The organism is Chitinophaga pinensis DSM 2588, from assembly GCF_000024005.1.
Lineage (GTDB): Bacteria > Bacteroidota > Bacteroidia > Chitinophagales > Chitinophagaceae > Chitinophaga > Chitinophaga pinensis.
Genome location: NC_013132.1, coordinates 6,081,243 through 6,099,953, shown reverse-complemented (window position 1 = coordinate 6,099,953; position 18,711 = coordinate 6,081,243). Strand labels below are relative to the sequence as shown.

The window sequence follows — 18,711 nt, the reverse complement described above, 5'->3', positions numbered from 1 at the left end:
TTATTTTTTCTTAAGTAAACACAACACAACATGTTCGACCCAATCATCGACGATGCAAAGTCAGTGAACAGTAACTCGAGACGATCCATCTTTATCTATGTCATTATTGTTATCCTGGCGCTGACAGCATTCATCTTTCTGTTTAAGAACGTCTTTGCAGATAAACGCACGAGTGACGCCAGCATCCTGAAAAATGAGCTGTATATGAACGAAGAACTGGTCTATGCGGATAATACCAGCGGCGCAAAAAACTGGCGCTGGGAATTCGGGGACGGTACCAGTTCAAATACACAGAGTGGTACTTATCACTACGGAAAGGCAGGCTCTTATATCGTGCGTCTCACCATAGATGGGGATATGAAGGTACAGTTTCCCGTAACAGTGAAAGATACCGTGATCGCACAGACAGATACGACACTCATCATCAACGGACCCACTTCCGGCGTAGTCAATGAAGAAGTACGTCTGGAAGCAGAAGGGAAAGGAACACAGTTTGAATGGTCTTTCGGAGAGACGGGAAGGGTAGATGTAAACGGCCGTACTGCGCTGTATACCTTCCGGAAACCGGGTACCTATATGGTAAGACTGATCAGTGATAAGAGTCATCCTGTCACCCATATCATGTATATCACTGATCCGAGTTTAGATACGGTACTGGTGGTGCCCGGAGAAGGGGAGCGCAAGATCATTGACGATATTCGTGCACGTCTGCAGGCCATTGCTGATGGAGAAGACTTTAACAGTAATTACTACTACCTCATCAATAAATATCTGTGCGGCAATGAAAAGATCACAGTTGCTATTGAACAGGATAGCAACAAAAAAAGCAGTGACTTCTATACTTACTGTATGGGACTCACATTCGGTGGAGAAATTTCTGTCGATCAGGCACAGTTAACCATTAGTCCGAAAGCATCCTGCGCCACATTGTTAAACATTAAACAACACTCCGCCCGCACAGCGAATAAATAAGTAATCATGAAGCACATATTTTCTCTTTTTATACTGCTTAGCCAGGCGGTCTGGGTAAGTGCGCAGATAACGCTGCCCTTTCATCAGAAGGTAAAGCCTTTGCCAGACGCTTTTGTGAAGCCAGCCGAAGACACAAGACTCAGTACACAAAAACCTAAGACAGCAGCGCCATGGGTGGTGTTTTCTGACAGAGATGATAACTACACCACCACGACACCCGGTGGAAGTCTGGTCATGAAGAAACTGACCTTTATGGAAGCTTTCTATGTAACAGCGGAAAAAGGCGGTTATGTGAAACTGGTAAAATATAATACCGGCTTACTAAACGGCAGAAAGATCAATAATAGGAAAAGCGCTGTCAGCTATGGATGGATCTCCCGTTGGAAACTGCTGATGTGGAACAGGTCCTGGTCAGATACGAAGACCGGCTTTCCGGCGAAAGCCATCACCGTGATCAGTGACAAGATGCCGTTGACAGCTGCACAGACCTATTATGACCGTACGGATTCTGCTTTTGTGTATAGTTCTCCGGAACTGAAAAAGGCAGTTGCAAAGGTCAGATTACATCAGATCAGTTATATCTACAAACGCTCGGAAGATGGCAGGAAATACCTGATCGGTAATGAAACGCAGCTGGTCGCGGATAGTGCAGATAAGGTGATCTGTGGATGGATCGCGGCGGATGCCCTGCACAACTGGGGTGACAGATTATATATATCACCTGCTGTTCCTGCGAATGAATCACTGGTGGACTCAGCTTCGCTTATTTTGCACCAGGAACATGCAGACCCTTTACTGCGCGAAGAGGATTTTATCCTGAAAAGCGCACCGGTACTGAATAATACAGCTGCAGGATATAAGGTAGGTAAAACAGTCGATGTATATGATAAATCACACAATACACTGATTACGATCGATGGTTCTGCCTTGCAATACAATGATTATCTCGATCTGCGGAAACATATCCATCAGCTGAACGTCGTGTTTGTGATCGATGCCAGCAGCGCCATGAAGAAATACTATCCCGGATTGACCAACACGATCCAGTCACTGGAGAATGTTTTCGGTGAATATGATAAACAGCATGAGTTAAGCTTTGGCGCGGTGGTATACAGAGATAATCAGAACTGTGTGGCAAGAGGTATCGAAACTACCGGAGGCATCTATCCGGATTACCGTAAACTGATGGCCTTTCTGGGTACACAGGCAGAGAAAACCGCCCAATGTAATAACAATGTGACTGCTGAACCCATGTATGATGGTGTACGTGCAGCGCTTGAGCTGTTTAAGTCCCATCATAATGAAACCAATCTCATTATGCTGATCGGTAGCGTAGGGGATTCTGCAGAACATTTTCAGCAGCTCAGCGAACAACTTGGGAAGCAGAACGTTCGCCTGCTGACAATGCAGATGTACAGTGATTACAATGAATGGTATAACAATTTCGTGCTGAACGCAAAGAAACTGGTATCCGAATCGGCGGTCTATGCATCCGAAGTAAAAAAGAAATTCCTCATCAATGGCGAAGGACTGGATGAACGTCATGCCTACAATATCAGTCAGCAGGATTCTGTGTCCTATTTCCTGGATTATCCGGAGAATAGTCTGATACAGGGTGGTGTGGTATTCCCGACAAAAGGGGAAGTGAACTCCAAGAAGTATATCACAGAAGCTACCAAAAGATTCCTGCGTGAGACGGACTACGATATCCGCACACAGATCAATTCTTTGGATAGTGCCTTCCGGCTGCGTGGCGTTGCAAATGCCAATCTTTCTGAAACAGTAAAGGGACAGTTGCCACCTCCTGTAGGAGAAGACGTTGCCGACAGAATGCCACACAACGGGTTCAAATATTTTATGACAAGTGATGTTCCTGCGAATGTGGTGGCTGCCAATCCCGGACTACTGCAATACACCCTGGTGCTGAATGCAGCAGAGTACAAACAGATGAACGACATCATTGCCTTTATGGCGGGGCAGAACCTGGCGCCTGATCAGGCCTCTTTCAGAAAGAAACTGGTGACTAACTATATCAGCATCCCACGTCATCTGTTAGACCTCGATCTGTCGAAGAATGACATCCGGTCTATGTCGCTGACGGCCTACTTTAAAACGGTGACAGGCTTCCCATTACATCAGATGTCCTTCGACCGCTTTACAGTAGGTGATTTGAAAAAGGATAGCCGGATGCCCAAAGCTGATTTTGAAAATTATATCCGCTTCCTGATCCGTTCTGGAGAGCAGATCAAGATTGCCACACAGGTAGGACAGCAGTTCATCTCCAACGGGAAGATCTACTACTACATCACAAGAGACAATTTCAGTGCTGACACCACAAAGTAAATAGCAGTATGAACATTTCGAATAGTAATGAATCAGTGAAGATTGCCATCCGGATCGCACAATCCCTGGCAAAGGAATATCATAACGGTGAAATTACACCTGCGCATCTGCTGAAGGCACTGATGCATAAGGAAGTAAGCCTTTACAGCTTTCTGACAGCCATCAATAAAGATGCGGCATATATCGCAGAGTGGGCGGAAGTGAGGATAGAAGCATTGGAGAAGACCGCACAGGTGACGGATGAAGTGAAAGGCAGTGCAGCAATCGCCAGCGTCTTTGAAGAGGCAGATCATATCAGACTGAAGATAGGTGCTGATCTCATCAATCCGGTGTGTGTACTGGCTGCGCTTTGTAAACCGACCGTTGGATTCACCGTAGAGCAATTGAAGTCTTTTCCCCTGAAAGAACGGGAAGTACTGGATGGTTTTATGCGGGATGAAGAGATCAGACAGGTGGTTGCGCCAGCTACCCAGCAGGGTGAGAAGGCAGTTATTAATACTACTGGCGCCTTGTACAAGTATTGTATTGACCGTCTGACGCCGGCACGTGAAGGCAAAACAGATCCTATTATCGGAAGAGACAGGGAACTGCGGATGATGATGGAAATACTGTGCCGCCGTACGAAGCCGAATGTCATCATTACCGGTGATGCAGGCGTTGGTAAGACAGCGCTGGTAGACGGATTTGCTACAGATATAGTGGCCGGTGAAGTACCGGAACAACTGAAGCGTACACAACTCTTCGAACTGGACCTGGGCGCACTGATAGCAGGTGCTTCCTATAAGGGGGAAACAGAAGACCGCCTCAAGAACATCCTGAAAGAGATCAGACAGTTTGACAAAGCCGTACTCTTCATCGATGAAATACATACCCTGCTGGATAGTAAAGGTCCGCTGGGAGCAGGAATCGGTAATCTCCTGAAGCCAGAACTGGCCAGGGGAGAGATCACCGTGATCGGCGCTACTACCCTGGAAGAGTACCGCAAATATATTGAACCGGAACAGGCGTTCAACAGAAGATTTGAAGTATTGCAGATAGGAGAACCGACTGAAGCGGCCGCTATCCGTATGCTGGAAAAACTGAGCGAACGGTATGCCACCCATCACCAATTGCAGATACGGCCTGCTGCTTTAGCCGACTGTGTACACCTGGCTAAACGATACATGAAAGACCGGCGCTTACCAGATGCAGCTTTTGATCTGCTGGACCGTACACTGGCTGCCATTAAACTCATGAACGATACCAGTGCCAAAGTATTAGTGGAACTGCAACAGGCTTTACAGGCATTACAGACAACGGAAACACCCCCATCACTCAGCGATTATCAGTGGTTGTATACACAATTGCAGGACAAGGTAAGTCCGGTGTTGCTGGGACAGTTACAGGACGAAACCGCTGTCGCTGGTTTTGAGACGAACGCACAATACCAGGAATACCTGGACAGGACACTCACGGCTTTACAGCAACGCGCGACTATACCGGTACAGGAAGTCAGCGGACAGGAAATAGCGGCTATCGTCTCTTATAAGACTGGTATTCCGCTGGGTAAGATCCAGGCGCAGGAAAGGGAAAAACTGCTGAATATGGTGCCTTTCCTGAAGAATAGGGTGGTAGGACAGGACCATGCACTCAGGGTGGTGGCAGATGCCATTCTGGAATCCAGGAGCGGACTGAATAAAAAAGGACAGCCTATCGGTTCTTTCTTCCTGCTGGGACCTACCGGTACAGGTAAGACAGAACTGGCTAAATCCATCGCGGAGTTCCTGTTCAACGATGAAAAAGCCATGATCCGTTTTGATATGTCCGAATTCAAGGAAGAGCATTCCGCTGCACTGTTGTATGGCGCTCCTCCGGGATATGTCGGTTACGAAGAAGGCGGATTGCTGGTGAACAAGATCAGACAACAGCCATACACCGTCCTGCTGTTTGACGAGATCGAAAAGGCACATCCATCTGTATTTGACACGTTTCTGCAGATCCTCGATGAAGGACATATGCATGATCGTCTCGGGAAAGAAGGCGACTTCTCCAATAGCCTGATCCTGTTTACTTCGAATATCGGCAGCGAGCAGATATCGGCACAGATGAACCGGGGAGAGATCCCTGCCTCACAGCAACTGCTGGAAATCATGTCTCCTTATTTCCGTCCGGAGTTCCTGGCTCGTTTGTCAGAGATCGTCCCCTTTGCACCGATCAGCGAGCAGAATGTGGTCCGCATTTTCGAAATGCAGTTGAATAGTCTGACACAGGCTTTACACCAGCAAGGTATCCGTCTGCAGGTAGAAGCGGAAGCAGCCCGTATGCTGGCATTGGGTGGGTTTAATCCGAAATACGGCGCCAGACAGTTATCGGGTGTTATCCGGAATGAACTGCGCAGACCTATCTCAAGATTTATCATCGCCGGAGATGTAAAGAAAGGACAGGAGATAAGTGTCGGCAGACATACCGATGAAGAGAAACTGGAATGGCGCATACAATAACACGTAATCATCACTTGTAAATAATAATACCATGTTTAACTACGAAATAGGCGGCAACGAAAGAAAGATCGATACCTCGGAGGCATTTGCTGACATTGCCTACAATAAGACACTCTTTGTACAGAAACTGACGGACAATGATCCGATCAGACCGGAAAAAGTGGAAGGGCTGAAAACGGTACAGGAAGTGTTCAATCACTACAAACCAAATGTGAATGTGGAGTTTGAACGCTACGACGGTTCCTTCGCTAATGAGAATCTGCAATTCAATAACCTGGGCGATTTCTCTATCAGGAGTATCGTCGGACAAAGTCAGCATCTCAACAACGTGAGTATTGAAAAGGAAATGTCTATGAGCGTGATCAAACAACTGAAGTCGAATAAGACTTTAAAGACAACGCTGGACAATGAAGAGACAAAGAACGCATTTATCAGTGCACTCAGGAATTTCATCACCGAACTGGAAGAAAATAAATAACCGGCACATCGTGCTATAAAATAAACGAATATGGCAAGTACTGAAAAACAACAGGCAGCCGGTGTTCAAACCGCAGAGAGAGCAGTAAAGGCGGAGCTGTCCCTGGCAGAAAGTCTGGAGAAACTGGCCCGTGTGGGTGGTATCGATCTGCTGGAAACAGCAATAGATGGTTTACAAAACCTGAACCCCGACAGAAAGGCCAGGAAACAGATCTTTCTGACCGGCAATGAGAAACGGAGGGAACGTGAAGAACTGAAAAAAAAGATCCGTCTCTGGATAGACATTCTGGAGAATGCAGACTCCGTAGCTACTATGATAGAACGTAGTAATGAGCGCTTACAGGTGGCAGAAGAGAATATCAATAAAAACATCGGCATCGCACTGAAAGCGACCCGTGAACTGGAACAATCCTATCGCGCAGTTAACCTGTTCTACCAGAACACAGAAGCAGATAAGCTCAAGAATGTCGTACTGCTGAATGCTTCCCAGGAGCAGATACAGGACCTCGATAATCCACGCTTCATCGAGTATGTAAATGATGAACTGAAACAGAAATATGACCGTCTGGATCTGCGGGAGAACTATTCCCTGCTGGTAGTGCCGGGTTATATGGGTTCCAACAAAGTGGTAGAGAAATGGGCGGCTATTGCCTATAAACATAAGGCGATGCTGATCACGGACTTTGCTGACCTGGATCATCCGGATGATGTGATCGACCTCTTTACAGAAGCTAATCTCACCGGCGGAGACGCATATAGATCAAATGTGATTATGACCTGCAACTGGCTGATCGGCCGTGGTAAAGTGCAGGAAGTCGGTGAAAACGACGACCTGACTGTGCCCGGTTCGGCAGCACTGGCCGGAAAGATGTATCATACGCTTATGTCGCAGGTGACGGCAGGTAAGAAACATGGTTCTATGAATGATGTGGATGGCGTGCGCTTCGAACTGAAGAAAAGTGAGATCTCTCACCTGGAAAGACTCGGTCTGGTACCCATGGTAAATGAGTATGGTAAAGTAATGGCCTTCTCTGCCAAAACGCTTTTCAACGGCGATAATATTGGTTTACAGACCTATTCAGTAGTAAGGGTATTTGACTACATCACCAAGGTGCTTTTTGATTTCCTCAACAGACGTGCTTTTGAAAACTGGACCTCCAAAACGGAAAAGGACCTGCGTGGACAGATCGTTAAATTCCTGGACAGGATACAGGGACCAGACCGCCTGATCGAGCATTTCAAGATCATGCGCTTCGAGCGGGATGAAGTACAGAAAGATACCATCCACCTGGATATCCATATCACGCCTTATTTCCCGGCAAAGAGTTTTGTGGTAAAACTCGATGGCTACAAAGGGGAAGACGAAGCGACCACCTGGGCATCAGAATATGCACAACAATAACAAACAAACCATCAAAACATAAACATTTAAAAAATTACAGTTATGGCCTTCAAAGCAACCTTAACCTTCTCTGGTAAACAATATGATGTATTGCAGTGCTCTTATTCCATGTATCGCGATGTGGATCTGAAAGGCAGACCTACTTCCGGTGTATACGGTGGTAAGATCGATGTAGAAGTAGAATCCAACCAGGATACTTCCATCATTGAAAGTATGGTAAATAACCAGTTTAAGCCGGTGAACGGCAGCATCACCATCAAGAAACAGGATGAAGATGCCAAGATGAAAGAGATCACCTTTTCAGATGCATATATCGTCAGCTTCTCTGAGGGCATGAATGCCTACAGTGATAGTCCGATGACTGTCAGCTTCCAGATCTCTGCCCGTCAGATCAAAATGGGTAACGCAGATCACGAAAACGACTGGCCTAAGTAGCCCGTTTAACCATGGTACATACGCCTGCGGAACGTCTGTTCCGTGGGCGTTCTCTGGAAACATTAAATACCGGATATGTCAGACTTACTATATCAGAAACCTTTTCGTCTCAGGAACATTTTCGCAGGAAAGGAACTTGACATCACCGATACCGGCCGCTCTATTTCACAGCATATTGAACTGATCATCTTTACCAGATACGGAGAGCATCGTCATAATGAAGACTATGGTTGTGAGATCTGGGACCTGGATTTTGAACTGGTAGTCAGTGAAAGGATATGGGAAGAGAAGTTTCGTCAGTCCCTGCAACGTTCTATTATGCGGGATGAACCAAGACTGGATCGCATAGAGGTAGAGGTGAAAATGAGTGAAGTAGAGAAACTGTTTTTCGGCAGGAATATCTCTGAGATAAAGAAGAAAGTAGCGCTTACCGTTACCGGTATCGTGCAGTCAACAGGCGAGCATTACAGTTTTAATACGGCGCTGTTTTTAAGTCCGCTATGCAGTTAGTCACCATTACCCGCAAGTGAAATGAACGAACTATTTTATTCTTCGAAAGACGAGATCAGGAACAGGGTGCTGAAACATGCACGCGAATACTGGGGACTTGCAGCAACGGCTGATTTTGATCCGCTGGTAAAACTGCTGATAGAAGCGCTGAGTACAGAATTGTTCAATATCTCCAATGAGGTGAGCAATTTACAGAACCGTATGGTCGATAAACTCTCGGGTATACTGGCGCCTGATACATTGATATCAGCAATTCCCGCACATGCTGTTCTGCACGCAAGGCCGGTAGAAATCGTAGAGACGATCGATGAAAAGAGCCGGTTTTATTATGGCAAACGAATGGTCGACAAGGAAGAGAATAACCGGGAAATGACGATGGATTTGTTTTTTAGTCCACTGCAACCCGTGAAACTATTCAATGCAAATGTAGCCTACATCGCGACAGGCAATAACCTCTTCCAGGTAGATGATCAGCAACAGCGCTCCTTATTGACACAAGCAAAGCCGGGACAGCAGTTGGCGCCTAACAGCTTTTATGTGGGCGTAAAGGTACCGGGAGATCTTCCGTCCGTCGACGGCATGACGTTTTACTTTGACTGGAAGAATTACCAGGTAGAACGGCAGACGTATGACTTGCTGTCTTTTGCAGCATGGTCTGTACGGGGACATGTATTGAAGGTGGTACAGGATCACTTTTATGATGTGGCGAAAGCAGGTATACGCTCTCCGTTTGAAGAACGGGAGATACTGCATATCCTCCTGCGTGACGTGAGTGCGTATTACCGGCACCGATTTTATACACTGACGGATATAGCCTGGGCGCCTGCATTACTGGAACCATATCCGGCAGCTTTTGCGACTGTATTTGCAAAGAATAGTCTGGAACCTTTAAAGGACGATTTGCTTTGGATAAAGATCCAGGTACCTGCCACGATTCAACAGCATATGCTCAATGAATTGTCTGTATCCATTAACGCCTTTCCTGTCGTGAATAAGAAACGACATGACAGCAAAAACAGGCTAAAGATCATGACGGATATTATTCCGTTGAAAATGGCAGACCATGAGCAGTTGCTGAGTGTAGACAGTCTGAGGGATAATATGGGCAATCGCTATACGGAAATCCCGCAGGGCTATAACGATGAAAGGAGTGCCGGTTTGTTCTCCGTGCGCTATGGAGGAACAGAACGCTTTGACAAACGAAATGCCCGTGAAATACTGGACTACCTGTTTGAACTGCTACGGGATGAAAAGGCCGCTTTTGCTGCTTATGGGACTGATTTTTTGAATACAGCCCTGAAGGAACTGGAACAGAATATCTCCATGATTGCACAGAAGACCGGTGGGCAACAGCATACCCGTGAACTGCTGAACTACCTTGTATTTAAACCCCTGGATCATGCAGATATCCTATTTCTGGAGTATTGGACCACCAATGCAGAGCTGGCAAATAATATCCGATCCGGCAGCCGTTTACAGCCATTTGAAAGTGCCAGGATACAACCTGATAGCCTCTTGCTGTTGAGCACTACCCAGGGAGGACGCTCCCGCTTAAATGCGGCTAACAGGGTGCGGGCGTATAAGTACGGCCTGACCACAGGAGACAGGATTGTTACACAGACGGACATCGTGAATTTCTGTCACTGGGAATTTGGTAGCCATATCACAGGAGTGGAGCTCAGAAAGGGATTGGTGAAATCGGCTAAACCCAAGGATGGATTTGTGAAAACGGTGGACTTAATACTGACACCCGCAGCGGGCAATGAACTGAAGGCTGAAGACTGGAACGCCTTGCTGGAACTGGCGCGTACAAAATTGCAGATGCGTAGTACCATGCACTTGCACTACAGATTAATGCTGGCATAAAGCAAAAAAGATGAAAGAAGGACTGCATATCATCAATGAACTGGATACGGATTTTAAGGCGACCGTTAAAGTAGCTGAATTGCTGGAAAACGGGATTGTCGACACTGACCAGGTAGCAGTGCTGCCGCTTGGTCCGCAACGAAGCGCGTATGCGAAAGACATCCAGGGCTACCAGACAAGCTATTCGGATAGTCTGTTGAAAGACAGACTGATTGTAGAGATCAACCGGGAAGGCTTGTATGATATGTTGCCTGAAGGATTGTTCCACGTAGCGCCGGTGAGAAGTTCCGGTTTGTCAGAAGTGGAAATGATGGCGGATGTACAATTGCGCAGGAATGAGGAGAAGGATGCAAGAAAGTTCTTTATGCCTTTTGAAGCGGAGCTGAATCACATGCGTATCCTGCTGGAATGGTATGAGAACCGTCTGGATAAGAAGACCGCCTACCATGATCTCTCCATGGTATTTGGTGCGGAGTGGGAAGAGTTCAGTATGCTGGATAATGACCAGCGTATCATCTGGATGCACCTCTTACCTGCTATACAGCAACGCCGGAATGATACCGCATTTATGGGCAATCTTTTGTCTGTATTGTTTGATATCCCGGTGAGCGTAAGTGTTAATCCTGCTGCCGTTATACAGATGGCTGTAGCGGATGATATGCGCTGTAAAGTAGGCAATGGCGCGTCTCTGGGTGCTGACATGGTGATCGGGAACAGCTTTGTCAGTGAAGGAGAAGAAATGAAGATCAGCATCGGACCTGCTACGAGTGAGAAGTTGCTGGCTTTTCTGCCAGGCAAACGGTATGCAAAACTGATTGATACGGTAACTGCTTACCTGGTACCGATAGAAACAACCGTGCATGTAGAATTGATCACAAGTGAGGCTGACCGGAAAGGATCATTGGGGAATGACAGCGCCAATACCTTCCTGGGATTTACAGTATACCTGTAGATGGCTTAACATAAATGTTACAGATAATGGACGTACAACAATTTTTTATGCGATACCTGCTTTTGCCGCTCATAGCGGTAGTATCGGCAACAATACTCGTTGTTGTTAATAAGAAGAACAAATTTATTAATAACAAAAAGCTGATCACCGCCATCCTGGTGATGGGACTGGTGTTAGCTATACCCGGGTTACTTGGCTTACTGGGGCTGGATTATATGCCCTGGGGCTACATACTTAGTATGCTTTATTTTATAGGGACCGGCTGCGTGTTTGTTTACCTGATGACAAGATACTATGTCAATGAATTACATGACCGGCGTCCCATTCTCGTAATCGCATTACTGATAGCCTGTCTGCTGGGATTTTACCTGTACCGGACCATCTTTGATTTTTTAAGTAAAGAGCAAATAGGCAGCTGGGCCGCTACCAGCACATTCAGTTTTATGTTACCCGTTTTGTTCTGGTGGAGTTATATCGCCTTGCTGAATATCCCCGCAGAGATCTACAAGGTATGGCAGTATCCTTTGCTGCCGGTCAGCCTGGATATGGAACACCTGGACTTTAACAGGATGCTTGTACTTGAACTGGAAGTATTCAAACATACCCGTGATGCGGAACCGATTAAAGTGAAGGTGAAAGCGCCGGAGAATATGCTTTTTGGTAATTGGTTCTATAAGTTTATTGATGACTATAATCTGAAGTTTCCCAAACAGCCGGTGAGTTATCTGGCTACGGCGGAGGAACCTTATAAATGGATCTTCTTTATCAGAACATCCGTATTCAAACGAAACGTCTTCATTGACCCTGACCTGGATATCAGGCAGAATGGTATTACGGAGAAGGTGACCATTCATGCTAAACGGGTGACAGAGAATATCGCCCGGCCGGTTGTAACAGGCGATGAATCCATTTTTATCTGATTAAAATAATGTGCAATGATAGTACCACTGAAATATAAGCCGGTTAACTGGGTAGATGGCATGAAGCTGTCGAGTACCCACTTTGTAGATACTGACCAGCATCACCAGGATATTGTGCGAGATGCGCGTTCGCTGGTACTGACCAGTTATAATTATGGCATCCTGCCGCCCTTTGCCGGACAACGTAGTGCCTATGATATTGAGATCATGGAGAAGGCGACGAACCATGTGGAGATCAGTGTCAGGGTGTTGAATGCGATTACGGCAGAAGGGAACAGGATTGATATAGACGGCGCTGGCAGCTTACAGCATCAGCTGCACTACGGCCATTATTTTCAGGAGAACAGCGAAGGCCGAACTATCTCCTATAATGTGATCCTTTCGGTGAATCCGTTTGAGCGGGTGCCTGCCGGTATTCCTGATCCGGAGGATAATCCGCCACGATATCCGGAGGTGGCGAAAGGGTATACTATTTCCCTCTTGCCTACGGCGGCAATCGCTCCGAAGGCAGCGGATAGTAACAGTCTGACGATCGGGCAGATTCATGTTTCCAATGGCCGTATCACCGTGAATAATAATTATATACCGCCCAGCAGTACGGTGTTGAGTCATCCGGTGCTGATACGCTATTATGAGCAGTTCAGCGCCTTAATGAACGACCTGCAATTGTCTGCCTTTACCATCATTGATAAAACAACAGGGAAAGAGTCTGTTACACCGCTGGGGAAGAATATCCGGCTGGTGTCAGAGAAGATGCTGGATTACCTGGCACAGGTATTCTTTAGCTATCGCAATCTGGGCTATCAACAGGCGCCTGTTTACCTGGCGCAATGTTTCTCCGGACTGGCACATGTGTTTTTTACCGGTATCCGGCATATTGCTGCAAAGGAAAGAGAAGAGATGCTGAAGTATTTCTATGAATGGAGGGATGTGACACCTGGCAATTTCGAAGAACTGCTGGCCCGTGCAATAGAGCTGATATACGATCACCAGGATATTTATGCCAGCGTGTCATTGATAGAAGAGTTCCTGAAAGTAGTGACCGCGTTGTGGAAGAAACTGAGCACGCTGGAATATATCGGTCAGCGGAGGGAGAATATTGTAGTCGCCGAACAACAGATTGTACAGCAGGTGCAGGCAAAACGTGCCTGGACATTATTGGATTGATCAATAGGATTTGTTAACAATTTAAAGCTTATGTAATGGGTAAGATCATTCAGCATTCCGTGTTTAAATATAATCATGCTATCAATGGTAACAGGATCAATAGCAGGGACGGTTCATTCAAGTTGCAGAAAGATACGGAACCGGATCAGCGGGAGAAGGAGACCATTATACGGAAGATACTTAATTCGGGAAAATTGTGTCATGGAGAAAACAGGTTTATCCGATATGGCAGATTTCATGTTTATAAAAATACCACACATATCGAATTTACCGGTAACGAAGGTTCTGGTATTAAACAGTATCAGCCGAGAGGAGTGAACGAGGATTATTCTACGGCCTATCACTGGTATGGATCTATGACAAAGGATGAGTTTCTTTATCTGGAACGTAATAATGCTATGCCTGTGCAGGAATCCTATGGCGGCATATGTGCGAATGCAAAATATAGTATCGGGTATTGTGATGGTACAGATAACAGTGATACGCATGTCGTGGAATATGCCATGAGCATTAATGGCGCAGAATTCAAGAAGACCTTATTCGAACATTATGAGTCAAAAGGCTTATCCAAATTGAAGACGGCGCTGGAGCCGAAGGGCGAAGCCGCAGGAGGCTCCTTCGGGTTGGGCAGAAAGGGCACTTATACTGCAAATAATCATGGTGCAGGAGCTGAAAACGTTGTAAGAGAGGTTTTCAATGAGATGCTGAAAGATGGGAGGATCACTTATAAACTGGTTTATATCAAGTTTAAGTTGTCCGATTTCAGGTAACTCAATTCTAAATACCGAGTAATGGATATTCAGCTAATTAAAGATATTACCATAGACGGCAAAGAGATCGCCTATGTTATGTCATTCGAGTTGCACCAGCGCTTCAATGCACATCACTTTTTTGAAGTACGCTTCAATCATGATCTGCTGGGGGCGCCGGGACTGATAGAACTGGATGACAGCCGTAACCTGGTCGGTAAGACACTCACCGCTTCTTTCGGCGTAGCCGGAGGCAAACAACAACAATTCTCCGGCGTAGTGACCAAGGTATCGCTGACACAGAGCCATGGTTACCATGGGGTCATCGTGGCCAGTGGATATAGTCCGACGATACTGATAGAACGTGGCCCTGATCTGGGTTCTTACTATAATAAAACACTGTCTGCAATTGTCAGGCTGGCCACACATGATACACCCGCAAACGATCTGCGGATGGTGGTCAATCCGGAGCGGAAGAAACCCATCGACTATGTGATGCAATACCAGGAAAGTGATTTCGACTTTCTCAACCGGCTCAGTGGTGAATACTATGAGTGGTTTTACTATGATGGTGAACAACTGAATTTCGGTAAGCCCGCTTCGCAGACAGAAGTATCGCTGGTGTACGGAAGAGATGTACAAAGTCTTGATTATGGGATTGAGGTCGCGCCATTACGTAACAACCGCTTTGCTTATAATCCGCAGCAGGATGAGATGTTGCAGAGTAAGGGCAGTCCCGGCAGTGGTGGCCGTCCGGATCTGACACATGCGAGCAGTACATCAGGTAAAACTTTCAGTAAAGTGTTTAATCAGCCTTCGATGGTCCGTGTAGAGAATAATGCAGAGTTGAAAGAGGTGGTGGACAATGAGGAGAAAGCCAATAGCGGACAACTGCTGAAGATCACAGGACGTGGCGATAATCCGGAGGCCGGTATCGGGAAGATCATCAATGTGTCTATGAGTCTGCGGCAGGGTACAGGGTTTACGACTAAAAGTCTGGGCAAGTTTCTGATTACAGCGATCGTGCATATGATAGATGGGGACGGGAGTTATTCCAATACATTTGAAGGGATCGTATCTACGGCGGAGAAAATATCGTTTAGCGGGTACCGCAGACCAGCTCCTGATATGTTACTGGCGGAAGTGATCGATAACGCAGATCCGCTTGGACAGGGCCGGGTAAGGGTGCAGTTCAAGTGGGTCTGTGAGACAAACGATCCTACGGTGTGGTTACGTGTCGTAACACCGGATGCAGGAAATAGTACGAAGGTGACCAAAAACAGGGGCTTTGTGTTTATACCGGAGAAGGGCGATCAGGTGCTGGTTGGATTTGAAGATGGCAATATGGCTCGTCCGATCGTCATGGGAAGTGTCTTCCATGGTAAAAACGGTGTTGGCGGTAATACGAATAATGACCAGAAGAGTCTGACGACTAAAAGCGGTCATACCATCAGCATGGATGACAGCGGCGGTATCCTGGTGAAGGATAAGACGGATCTCAACTTCATTGCCATAAACGGGAAGAATGCGATTACCGTGAATACGGATAACAACATCACACTGCAGACCGGCAAGGTGATGATCATCATGGATAAACAGCAGGATAAAATCGTTTTGCAGGCCAGGAATATTGAGATCCGTGCGGCAGATGATTTTACGGTTACCGGAGATGGCGCACCTACCAGGAATGGCAGTATGGAGTTCGGATCCCGGCTGCAGATCTCTTCGCAGAAAGAATTATCCGTGGTGGGTGCATCCAGTGCGGAGTTGAATGGTAAGACGGTGACAATTGCAGGGAGTAAAACAATTATTGAAGGTAGTCCGGTGAAAATAAATTCATAGTACAATGGAAGCGCAAAATGTGACAAGGTTTAGGCTGACGGTAAAAGGGAACGTGAAGATGCTGACAATGATGGACAGTTTTGCAACAGAAGGACGTTATGAACTAAGCGCGCGAGGCGCAAATAGTATGCGACCGGAGTTGCAGGAGTATGTGCTGGAAGAGAAGGAAGTAAAATTAACAGATTATTTCGATCCGAACACTTATCAGCTGATTGAGTACGTGAACCGGCTGGCCAGCATCTATAACCGCCAGCATATCTGTATCAGCAAGGACGGGGCTATCAGGGGGCTGCTGAATCTCCCGGAAATAAAAACGAAGTGGGAGGGCTTGAAAAAAGAACTGATGCAGGTGAATCCGGTAGCGGCATTTGAAGTGATCCGTCACCGGGACCGGGAGATGGACCAGCCGGTCGCGATTATTGATAATCTTTCCAATACGCATTTTATGCAGCTGTTCCTGTCTGACTATGGCGCACAGCAGGAATTGCCGGCTAAAAGGCAGACAGCAACACCTGACCGCATGGGAATAGGCTTTATGATGCCGGTGGTACAGACTTTCCGGAAGGATCAGCGGGAGGCAGGGTATACGATACATACGGAAGCCGTACTGGATAATAGTGGCCGTATCGATAAAGGTATGATCACGCGGGTGACCGGTCAGCAGGAACTGGATATCAGACATTTCACCAGAGGCAGTTTTCAGCATACAGCAGACGGCGTGTTGCAATCGGCAGAGATGACGGTATTTGAGCAGCTGAATGAGGAGTATAAGTCTGACCTGTATTTACAGCTTGAAAAGATCGGATAATGGAACAGCAGTGGTTAACAGAAAAGCATTACCTGGTATGCCCTAAGGGCGTCATGTTCAAGCAGATGAAGGTGATGAGTCAGCGGGAAGTTTCCTTTAGCGGACATCTGGCGGCAACAACGGCGGATACGATGATCGGGAATGCGTTCATGTGTATGGGTAATCTGGCGGTTGCAGCGCCGCCGGTATCTGTTTTGCAAAAGAAGGCAGTAGCGGTGATGAGTGTGCCGGGTATCGGATTGCCACGTATGGGTATACCCCCTAATCTCCTGTTGCTGGCCAGTGGTATGGGAACGATGAAATGTAACCTGAGTGCGCCTGCAAGGAAGTGGATCGGTGCATCTACTAAACTGGAGATCAACGGACATGCGGCATTGGTAGTGGGCCGGAGTAAGTTGTTATGTCCTTCAGAGGCGGTGATGATTGATAGTGTGGATACTTTCTGGCTGGCGATGACGGCCACTAGTCGCCGTAACCTGGGCAATATTGCAGCGTTTGCGTATAGTCTGCTGGCAGGCAGGGGATTGGGTAATATGAATGGCGGGCAACAAGGCGCGCCTGCGATGTTCAATCCGGCGGCTTTATCAGGAGCGACCAGTCTAATAAGTCGTCAGGTAAAGGGGACGTCTGTTTTTTCCGGTTCACCGGAGGAAGTCTGGAATAGCGAAGAACAGCGCAGCGCTAACCAGTTACAGGCCAGCGGTACGGAGCTCACTATCTCCCTGTTTGCTGCGAAGGGCGCAACCATGACCTGTTTTCCGGCAGGCACATTGGTATATACGAATAATGGCCTCTTACCGATCGAAACGATCACACAGGAGGTGTTGCTCTGGACAATGGACGAGCAGACAGGTGAGCGACAGCTGAAACCGATTAAGGAACTGCATAGACGTACGGCTTTGAGTATGGTGGTGGTCGAACTGGAAAACGGGATTCTGTTTGAAGTGACCCCTGAGCACCCGTTTATGACAGCAACCGGTTGGATGGAAGCAGGAGCCTTGGCACCCGGTCATGTGTTAGAGAATATTACTGGTCAGCCGGTAGGGATACGCCATACAGGATTGATTCCTGCCAGTACAACCGTATATAATTTCTCGATGTATGATAACGAGAACTATTTCGTGACAACAGAAGGCATATTGGTACATAATGCCTCTTATTGCTGAGTGTAAGGGGAAGAATTAAGAATTAAGAATTAAGAATTAAGAATTAAGGTTGCGTGTTGTATAGCACGATTAGCTGATAATAGTAAAAGAGATATGAAACCGATCAATGACAGCGAGTTAAGGAAAGCATATATCATGTTTGGTATTAATTTCCTGATACTGGCGCTTTTCTCCCTGGGTTGCCTGTACTTCTTTTTCGCTACACAGCGGCATGAGTACGAATTGTTGCAACATGAAGTGGATGATGCGGAGCAATTACTCGCCAAAAGAAAAGACATCAACACACAGTTTGACGCGATGCTCAACCGCTTCAATGAACTGTCCCGTTTTTCCTCTATCAATGCGGCAGAGATGGATAATCAGGCTATCATGCTGGCGGATATACAGAATTCCATTTTTAAGATCAAAGAGCTGTTGAAGCAGCAGCCTCAAAACACGCCAAGTTTTGCTTTGTATCAGAAGATGGCGGATGATGCGTCGCAGATGGCTGGCATACAGGATTCTTTGTTCACCACCCGTTTCCAGCTGGAGAGTGTGAAGTCACAGCTGGATGCTTGTCTGCGGTTGAACAAATCCGCACAGGACAAACTCAGTTTAGGCATATTCAGGCATTAACCATTAA

The 18,711-nt window shown here is 46.7% G+C and carries 16 protein-coding genes; all 16 read left to right on the top strand.

Annotation, left to right across the window (positions count from 1 at the left end; all coding sequences use genetic code 11):
* Positions 1–30 precede the first annotated feature (30 nt).
* The 16 genes from CPIN_RS24190 (at position 31) to CPIN_RS24115 (ending at position 18,704) form a co-directional block, all read left to right on the top strand.
* On the top strand, positions 31–972 hold the full coding sequence (locus CPIN_RS24190; RefSeq protein WP_012792478.1) for a PKD domain-containing protein: 942 nt from the start codon (positions 31–33) through the stop codon (positions 970–972).
* Between the two features lie 6 nt (positions 973–978).
* Positions 979–3,315 carry a type VI secretion system protein TssR domain-containing protein gene (gene tssR / locus CPIN_RS24185; RefSeq protein WP_012792477.1) on the top strand — a complete coding sequence of 779 codons (2,337 nt, stop codon included), beginning with the start codon at positions 979–981 and terminating at the stop codon, positions 3,313–3,315.
* An 8-nt stretch (positions 3,316–3,323) separates the two neighbouring features.
* A complete protein-coding gene (locus tag CPIN_RS24180) occupies positions 3,324–5,795 on the top strand; it encodes an ATP-dependent Clp protease ATP-binding subunit (protein ID WP_012792476.1) in 2,472 nt (823 codons plus the stop codon).
* Between the two features lie 31 nt (positions 5,796–5,826).
* A complete protein-coding gene (locus CPIN_RS24175; protein ID WP_012792475.1) occupies positions 5,827–6,273 on the top strand; it encodes a hypothetical protein in 447 nt (148 codons plus the stop codon).
* Positions 6,274–6,303: 30 nt separating this feature from the next.
* Positions 6,304–7,674 carry a DUF5458 family protein gene (locus tag CPIN_RS24170; RefSeq protein WP_012792474.1) on the top strand — a complete coding sequence of 457 codons (1,371 nt, stop codon included), beginning with the start codon at positions 6,304–6,306 and terminating at the stop codon, positions 7,672–7,674.
* Between the two features lie 42 nt (positions 7,675–7,716).
* On the top strand, positions 7,717–8,109 hold the full coding sequence (gene tssD, locus CPIN_RS24165; protein ID WP_012792473.1) for a type VI secretion system tube protein TssD: 393 nt from the start codon (positions 7,717–7,719) through the stop codon (positions 8,107–8,109).
* Positions 8,110–8,184: 75 nt separating this feature from the next.
* Positions 8,185–8,619, top strand: a complete 435-nt coding sequence (locus tag CPIN_RS24160; RefSeq protein WP_012792472.1) for a GPW/gp25 family protein — start codon at positions 8,185–8,187, stop codon at positions 8,617–8,619.
* 21 nt (positions 8,620–8,640) lie between these two features.
* On the top strand, positions 8,641–10,485 hold the full coding sequence (locus CPIN_RS24155; RefSeq protein WP_012792471.1) for a type VI secretion system baseplate subunit TssF: 1,845 nt from the start codon (positions 8,641–8,643) through the stop codon (positions 10,483–10,485).
* A 10-nt stretch (positions 10,486–10,495) separates the two neighbouring features.
* Positions 10,496–11,437, top strand: a complete 942-nt coding sequence (locus CPIN_RS24150; protein ID WP_012792470.1) for a type VI secretion system baseplate subunit TssG — start codon at positions 10,496–10,498, stop codon at positions 11,435–11,437.
* A 47-nt stretch (positions 11,438–11,484) separates the two neighbouring features.
* Positions 11,485–12,357 carry a TssN family type VI secretion system protein gene (locus CPIN_RS24145; RefSeq protein ID WP_222838149.1) on the top strand — a complete coding sequence of 291 codons (873 nt, stop codon included), beginning with the start codon at positions 11,485–11,487 and terminating at the stop codon, positions 12,355–12,357.
* Between the two features lie 15 nt (positions 12,358–12,372).
* The gene (locus CPIN_RS24140) at positions 12,373–13,524 is read left to right on the top strand and encodes a hypothetical protein (RefSeq protein ID WP_012792468.1); all 1,152 of its coding nucleotides are present in this window, start codon (positions 12,373–12,375) and stop codon (positions 13,522–13,524) included.
* Between the two features lie 35 nt (positions 13,525–13,559).
* Positions 13,560–14,294 (top strand): hypothetical protein, encoded by a 735-nt coding sequence (locus tag CPIN_RS24135; protein ID WP_012792467.1) that lies wholly within the window; start codon positions 13,560–13,562, stop codon positions 14,292–14,294.
* Between the two features lie 21 nt (positions 14,295–14,315).
* Positions 14,316–16,115 (top strand): type VI secretion system Vgr family protein, encoded by a 1,800-nt coding sequence (locus tag CPIN_RS24130; protein ID WP_012792466.1) that lies wholly within the window; start codon positions 14,316–14,318, stop codon positions 16,113–16,115.
* 4 nt (positions 16,116–16,119) lie between these two features.
* Positions 16,120–16,923, top strand: coding sequence for a hypothetical protein (locus CPIN_RS24125; protein ID WP_012792465.1), 804 nt, complete (start codon positions 16,120–16,122; stop codon positions 16,921–16,923).
* Positions 16,923–18,089, top strand: a complete 1,167-nt coding sequence (locus CPIN_RS24120) for a Hint domain-containing protein (protein ID WP_012792464.1) — start codon at positions 16,923–16,925, stop codon at positions 18,087–18,089. The genes CPIN_RS24125 and CPIN_RS24120 overlap by 1 nt, the downstream gene beginning before the upstream one ends.
* Positions 18,090–18,182: 93 nt before the next feature.
* Complete coding sequence (locus CPIN_RS24115) at positions 18,183–18,704, top strand: type VI secretion system TssO (RefSeq protein ID WP_012792463.1); 522 nt, start codon at positions 18,183–18,185, stop codon at positions 18,702–18,704.
* Positions 18,705–18,711 lie beyond the last annotated feature (7 nt).

Excerpts from the sequence above, each read along its gene's own strand:
- CPIN_RS24190 (WP_012792478.1), top strand. The coding sequence starts at position 31 with ATGTTCGACCCAATCATCGACGATGCAAAGTCAGTGAACAGTAACTCG.
- tssR (WP_012792477.1), top strand. The coding sequence starts at position 979 with ATGAAGCACATATTTTCTCTTTTTATACTGCTTAGCCAGGCGGTCTGG.
- CPIN_RS24180 (WP_012792476.1), top strand. The coding sequence starts at position 3,324 with ATGAACATTTCGAATAGTAATGAATCAGTGAAGATTGCCATCCGGATC.
- CPIN_RS24175 (WP_012792475.1), top strand. The coding sequence starts at position 5,827 with ATGTTTAACTACGAAATAGGCGGCAACGAAAGAAAGATCGATACCTCG.
- CPIN_RS24170 (WP_012792474.1), top strand. The coding sequence starts at position 6,304 with ATGGCAAGTACTGAAAAACAACAGGCAGCCGGTGTTCAAACCGCAGAG.
- tssD (WP_012792473.1), top strand. The coding sequence starts at position 7,717 with ATGGCCTTCAAAGCAACCTTAACCTTCTCTGGTAAACAATATGATGTA.
- CPIN_RS24160 (WP_012792472.1), top strand. The coding sequence starts at position 8,185 with ATGTCAGACTTACTATATCAGAAACCTTTTCGTCTCAGGAACATTTTC.
- CPIN_RS24155 (WP_012792471.1), top strand. The coding sequence starts at position 8,641 with ATGAACGAACTATTTTATTCTTCGAAAGACGAGATCAGGAACAGGGTG.
- CPIN_RS24150 (WP_012792470.1), top strand. The coding sequence starts at position 10,496 with ATGAAAGAAGGACTGCATATCATCAATGAACTGGATACGGATTTTAAG.
- CPIN_RS24145 (WP_222838149.1), top strand. The coding sequence starts at position 11,485 with ATGCGATACCTGCTTTTGCCGCTCATAGCGGTAGTATCGGCAACAATA.
- CPIN_RS24140 (WP_012792468.1), top strand. The coding sequence starts at position 12,373 with ATGATAGTACCACTGAAATATAAGCCGGTTAACTGGGTAGATGGCATG.
- CPIN_RS24135 (WP_012792467.1), top strand. The coding sequence starts at position 13,560 with ATGGGTAAGATCATTCAGCATTCCGTGTTTAAATATAATCATGCTATC.
- CPIN_RS24130 (WP_012792466.1), top strand. The coding sequence starts at position 14,316 with ATGGATATTCAGCTAATTAAAGATATTACCATAGACGGCAAAGAGATC.
- CPIN_RS24125 (WP_012792465.1), top strand. The coding sequence starts at position 16,120 with ATGGAAGCGCAAAATGTGACAAGGTTTAGGCTGACGGTAAAAGGGAAC.
- CPIN_RS24120 (WP_012792464.1), top strand. The coding sequence starts at position 16,923 with ATGGAACAGCAGTGGTTAACAGAAAAGCATTACCTGGTATGCCCTAAG.
- CPIN_RS24115 (WP_012792463.1), top strand. The coding sequence starts at position 18,183 with ATGAAACCGATCAATGACAGCGAGTTAAGGAAAGCATATATCATGTTT.